5 protein-coding genes are annotated in these 6,014 nt (G+C 63.7%); all 5 read left to right on the plus strand.

The window, feature by feature from the left end; genetic code table 11:
* Window positions 1-82 precede the first annotated feature (82 nt).
* Window positions 83-1,306, plus strand: a complete 1,224-nt coding sequence (locus CAPSK01_RS22795; protein WP_273703568.1) for a tetratricopeptide repeat protein — start codon at window positions 83-85, stop codon at window positions 1,304-1,306.
* A 114-nt stretch (window positions 1,307-1,420) separates the two neighbouring features.
* Entirely contained in the window at window positions 1,421-2,587 is a 1,167-nt protein-coding gene (locus CAPSK01_RS11900) for an efflux RND transporter periplasmic adaptor subunit (RefSeq protein WP_034926566.1), read from the plus strand.
* Between the two features lie 3 nt (window positions 2,588-2,590).
* On the plus strand, window positions 2,591-3,316 hold the full coding sequence (locus CAPSK01_RS11905; RefSeq protein ID WP_034926569.1) for an ABC transporter ATP-binding protein: 726 nt from the start codon (window positions 2,591-2,593) through the stop codon (window positions 3,314-3,316).
* A complete protein-coding gene (locus tag CAPSK01_RS11910) occupies window positions 3,298-4,506 on the plus strand; it encodes an ABC transporter permease (protein WP_034926571.1) in 1,209 nt (402 codons plus the stop codon). The genes CAPSK01_RS11905 and CAPSK01_RS11910 overlap by 19 nt, the downstream gene beginning before the upstream one ends.
* A gap of 12 nt (window positions 4,507-4,518) precedes the next feature.
* A complete protein-coding gene (locus CAPSK01_RS11915) occupies window positions 4,519-5,724 on the plus strand; it encodes an ABC transporter permease (RefSeq protein ID WP_273703569.1) in 1,206 nt (401 codons plus the stop codon).
* Window positions 5,725-6,014 lie beyond the last annotated feature (290 nt).

A 6,014-nucleotide genomic window follows, 5' to 3' on the forward strand; every position in this document is an offset into this window, starting at 1 on the left:
GGGACGCTCGGCAATCGGTCAATCAAGATGTTAGAATCGACCGGTTAAGTGACACCCAACCGCGGCAAGGCAAACCATAACCATGCGCTCGAACTCTCCCAAGCCTTTACGGGCGCCCTTTCCTGTCTTGATGGCCGGCTTGCTCCTGGCCTGCACAGTCGCCCCGGCGATTGCCGACGAGATCTCTGAGGCGCAGCGTCTATTGAAACAGGGGCAGCCGGCAGAGGCCCTCGCCAAGGTTGATGCCTATATTGCAAGCCGGCCGAGAGAAGCACAGGGACGATTCCTGAAGGGACTGATCCTCGTGGAAATGGGCCGTCCGAGCGAAGCCTTTGTCGTGTTCAGCGAGCTCAACGAGGACCATCCGGAACTGCCGGAGCCCTACAACAACCTGGCGGTTCTGTATGCCCGCGAGAAGCAGTACGACAAAGCTCGTACTGCACTCGAGATGGCGATCCGGACGGATCCGGGCTATGCGATCGCCCGCGAAAACCTCGGTGACGTCTACGCCAGGCTTGCCAGCGAGTCTTATGGCCAGGCGCTGCAACTTGATCCTGCCAACAAACTGACGAAGTCCAAGCTGTCCAGACTGCGGGAACTCAACCTCAGCGCGTCAGGCAGCGATACCGGCAGACCGGGCACGACGTTGCAACCCTCCGCCGAATCATCCAGAACGACCGGTGCCGCGCCAAGCAGAGGGTCTGCTGCGCCGCTGCCTACCGCAACCAAGCCCGTGACCAAGGTGACGCCGATCGCCACGGCAGAAATACTGCCGGAGAGGCCGGCACAAAAACCTGCGGAGGCCAAAGTCGAGCCTCCCACGCCCCCCTCGACTGCAGTCATTGCCGAGCGAAGTGCTGCGCGCCAGGACTCGAAACGAGGGGTCGAGGCCGGGGGCTGGGATTTGCTGTTCAGCCCATACACGGTCCATTACAATCCCGACAAGGACCACAAACCGGTGGTCATGCTGGGCCTCAACAAAGCACTGGAAAGGCGCTGGTTTGCCGGTGGAGTCGTGTTCACCAACTCCTTCGGGCAGCCAAGCACCTACCTCTACGCCGGGCAGCGCTACGTCGATCCCTTCGGCTTCGAGAACTGGTACCTGCAGTGGACAGCGGGTCTCCTTTACGGTTATGTCGGTGAGTACGAGGACAAGGTACCGCTGAACTACAAGGGCTTCTCACCGGGATTCGTGCCCAGCATAGGCTACCGGTTCAACAAGTACGTTTACGGTGAACTCGACATTCTGGGCGCTGCGGCACTGATGTTCACCGTGGTCGCCCCGCTGCCGAAGGACTGGCCCTGAGCTATCGCCGATGCTGCGCCTGTAACACAAGGCCTCAAGTTTGCCAGCCCGACGCTTTAGGCGCCCCCCAGACTGCCTTGTGACCGCGTTCGCTTCCCAACCTTGAGTCTTGCCATGCTGTCGCCCCTGTTCCGCCGCCTGCTGATCGCGCTTCTGGTATTGCTGCTGATTGCGGCCGGTATCTGGTGGGCAAACCGCCCCAAACCGGTTGCCGTGGTGCTCAAGGAAATCGAGCTCGGCCTGGTTGAATCGACGATCGCCAATACCCGCGCCGGAACGATTGAAGCCTGTCAGCGCACCCGGCTATCGACGATTACCGGTGGCCGCATCGAGACTTTGGCGGTCAAGGAGGGAGACCGCGTCAACAAGGGCCAACTGCTGATGAAGCTGTGGAACGACGACCAGCAGGCGCAGAGCGCATTGGCCATCGCGCAGGTCGCGACTGCCCGCCACCGCATCAACGAGGCCTGCGCCGTAGCCACCAACGCCGAACGCGAAGCTGAACGGCAATCGGCACTGCACGCCCAAGGTTTTGTCTCGGGCGCCAGGGAGGACAGCGCGCGTACCGAAGCGCTCGCCCGGCGTGCCGGCTGCGAGGCCGCCCGCGCCGACTTGGCACAAGCCGAAACCAGGGTCAACCTGACGCGCGTCGAGCAGCGGCGGACGGTACTCTATGCGCCATTTGCCGGTACCATCGCCAAGATTGTCGGCGAGGTCGGTGAGTTCTCGACGCCATCGCCTCCCGGCGTGCCGACACCACCAGCGATTGACCTGATCGACGATTCCTGCCTGTACGTCAAGGCCCCGATGGACGAAGTCGATGCACCCAGGATCAGCGCGGGGCAACCGGTTCGCATCAGTCTCGACGCGCTGCCGCGTCAGTCCTTTCCAGGCCGGGTCAGGCGCGTCGCACCGTATGTCTCAGCCGTTGAAAAACAGGCACGTACCGTCGATATCGAGGCTACCCTCGATGATCCGAGCGCACCCGGCAAGCTGCTGGTCGGCTATAGCGCCGATGTCGAAGTGATTTTGGCGGTTCGCGATCAGGCCGTGCGCGTTCCCACCCCGGCGCTGTTCGAAGGCAGCCGGGTTCTGGTCGCGGACGCAGATGGCACGCTCCATGAACGCCGGATAAGGACCGGCCTCGCCAACTGGGAGTTCACCGAGGTCATCGAAGGCTTGGCGACCGGCGAACGTGTGGTGACCTCGCTCGAGCGTGCAGGCGTCAAGGCCGGTGCGCATTACTCGGTCGAAACCAGGCCGGCAGCAACCGGCAAGTAATTGATGAGCGCGGCGCTGATCGAACTCTCCGGAATCGAGCGGGTTTTTCACCTCGGCGACAGCGAAGTGCACGCCTTGCGCCATCTCGACGTCCGCATCTCGGCTGGCGAATACGTGGCCGTGATGGGTCCATCCGGCTCGGGCAAATCGACGCTGCTCAACCTGCTCGGCCTGCTCGACCGCCCGAATGCCGGGACTTATCGTCTCGCGGGCTGCGATGTCACCACACTCTCCGCCAAAGAACAGGCACGCGTGCGCAGCGAGCGCATCGGCTTCGTCTTTCAGAGCTTTCATCTGGTGCCACGCCTCACCGCCGCTGAAAACATCGCGCTGCCGATGACACTGGCGGGCATCGCCCCTCTGCGGCGTGCCGAGCGCGTCGCCCGCGCGCTGCAAGACTACGGCCTGGAGAACCGCGCCAGCCATCGTCCGGATCAGCTCTCGGGTGGACAGCGCCAGCGCGTCGCAATTGCCCGTGCGACGATCATGCAGCCGGCGTTGATCCTCGCTGACGAACCGACCGGCAACCTCGATCGCAGCACCGGCGAAGAAGTGATCCGTCTGCTCGAAGGACTCAACGACCAGGGCGTCACGCTGATCGTCGTCACCCACGATGGTCGCCTCGGCGCGCGCGCGCGGCGCCAATTGTTGATGGCGGATGGCGTCCTGGAACAGGATCGATGGCGCAGCCCCCAGGAGTTGACTGACGCATGCGTGCTCCCGACCTGATCCGTTTCGCCCGCGACGCGGCCACCGGTAACCCGCTGCGCACCTTTCTCCTGGTGCTGGCAATGGCCATCGGCGTCGCCGCCGTGGTGGTGTTGACGGCACTCGGCGATGGCGCACGCCGCTACGTGTTGAACCAATTCTCGTCGATCGGCAGCAATCTGGTGATCGTACTGCCCGGCCGCTCGCAAACCGGCGGCTTCAACCCCGGTAATGCCATCACCAGCACGCCACGCGACCTGACGATCGACGATGCCCAGGCACTGCGGCGCGCCAGTGCCGTGCACCGCGTCGCGCCGCTGGCGGTCGGCACTTCCGAGATCAGCGTCGGCGGCAAGCTGCGCGAAGTGATGGTTGCCGGAACCACTCCCGAATTCATCGAGGTGCGCCGCCTGACGCTCGCGCAAGGGCGCTTCCTGCCACAGGGCGACTGGCGGCGGGGCGTATCCGAAGCCATCATCGGAGCCAAGATACGCGATGAAATGTTCGCTCGCGAGGAAGCGCTCGGCCAGATGGTACGCATCGGTGACCGGCGTTTCCGGGTCGTCGGCGTTCTCGCGTCGACCGGCCAGGGGCTAGGCATGAATACCGACGAGTTGGTGATCGTACCGGTGTCGCTGGCGCAAGCAATGTTCAACAGCAACACCCTGTTCCGCATCCTCGTCGAGGCCAGCAGCCGGGACAGCATCGACCTGGCCAAGGCGCAGTTGGCTGAAATCATCCAACTCCGCCACGAGGGCGAACAGGACGTCACGATCATCACCCAGGACGCCGTCCTCGCCACCTTCGACCGCCTGCTCGGAACCATGACCATCGCCGTTGCCGGCATTGCAGCGATCAGCCTGGCGGTTGCCGGCATCCTGGTGATGAACGTGATGCTCGTCTCGGTCACCCAGCGCACCACGGAAATCGGCCTGCTCAAGGCACTCGGTGCCACTGGCGCAACGATCCGCAACGCCTTTCTGACCGAGGCGGCGATGTTGTCGGTGACAGGCGCCCTGCTCGGCTGCGTGCTTGGGCTGGCCATGGCGGCGATCATCCGCCAGCTCTATCCCGAATTTCCTGCCTTTCCGCCAGACTGGGCGGTACTGGCCGGACTCGGCACCGCGCTTGCCACCGGCATCCTGTTTGGTGTGCTGCCAGCGCGGCGGGCAGCGCGGCTCGATCCCGTCCAGTCGCTGTCGAAACGCTGAGCTGCAGCAGGCATGATTCGCCCTGGTGACGGACTGCGACTCGCCTTGCGTGCCATCACTGCACACCGCCTGCGCAGCTTTCTGACCCTCCTCGGGATCGCCGTCGGGATCGCCGCCGTAATCCTGCTGACCTCGATCGGAGAAGGGATCCATCGTTTTGTTCTGGCCGAATTCACGCAGTTCGGCACCAATGTGATCAGCGTGGCGCCGGGCAGGGTCAAGACCTCAGGCCCCGCCCCGACCGGCATCCCGACCTCGGTGCGGCCGCTGACGCTGGAGGATGCCCGAGCCCTCGGACGTCTGCCGCATATCACGGGCATGACCGCAACTGTATGGGGCAACACCGAGGTCAATGCCAACGGCCGCCTGCGCCGCACCACCGTCAACGGGGTCAGCGCCGAAATGCTCAAGGTGTTCAGCATCCGGGTCAGCAGCGGCCAGTTCCTGCCGGCCGAGGATGCCGATCACGCGCGCGCCTTCATCGTTCTCGGTGCGAAGCTCAAGGAAGAATTGTTTGGAACCGACAACCCCCTGGGTGCACGGGTACGCGTTGGCGGCCTGACCTTTCGTGTCATCGGTATCCTCGAGGCCAAAGGGCAATTTCTCGGCATCGATCTCGACGACGCCGCCTACATCCCGACGGCCCGCGCGCTCGAACTCTACAACCGCGATGGTCTGATGAAGATCGACCTGTCATACGAGGAAGGGGTGCCGGCCGCCGGCGTCAGCGCACTGGTCAAGGCAACACTGACGGCACGTCACGGACGCGAGGATTTCACCATTACGACACAGGAAGACATGCTGCGGACGCTGTCGAACATCCTCGATGTCCTGACCGTGGCGGTTGGTGCACTAGGCAGCATTTCGCTGCTCGTCGGCGGCGTGGGCATCGTCACCATCATGACCATCGCGGTCTCCGAACGTACCGGCGAAATCGGCCTGCTGGTCGCTCTCGGGGCACCACGTCGCACCATCCTCGGCCTGTTTCTTGGCGAGGCCGTCGTGCTCTCCGCGCTCGGCGGGCTGTTCGGACTGCTCCTCGGCGTCGGGGTCGCACAGTTGCTGCACCTGCTGCTGCCAGCGCTGCCGGTGCATACGCCACTCAGTTTCATCATCCTCGCCGAAAACATCGCGATCGCGATTGGCCTGCTCGCCGGCGTGTTGCCGGCCCGGCGCGCAGCGCGGCTGAACGCTGTCGATGCGTTGCGTGCGGAATGAATCCAGACTCTCCGGGACAATGTTCCGCGGGCAAAGCAACCGATTGATTCCCCGTCCATTGCCTGAGAGGGCAAAGTCAACCTGCACCCGGACCAGCGCTTTTTCCATACAAGGCGCTAGAATTGCGGATTTTCAACGCTTGGCGGTGACTTGATGGAGAAAACCCCGCGACCGTCACCCTCAGCTTCTGCCAGAGCCGACGAATCCCCTGCGCCGCCACCCGCGCGTCTGTTGCGGCTGTCGCGGTATCTGGCGCTGGCTTACCTCGTGTTGATCATCTACGCGAGCCT

The sequence above is a fragment of the Candidatus Accumulibacter vicinus genome (genome assembly GCF_000584955.1).
In the GTDB taxonomy this organism is placed as follows: domain Bacteria; phylum Pseudomonadota; class Gammaproteobacteria; order Burkholderiales; family Rhodocyclaceae; genus Accumulibacter; species Accumulibacter vicinus.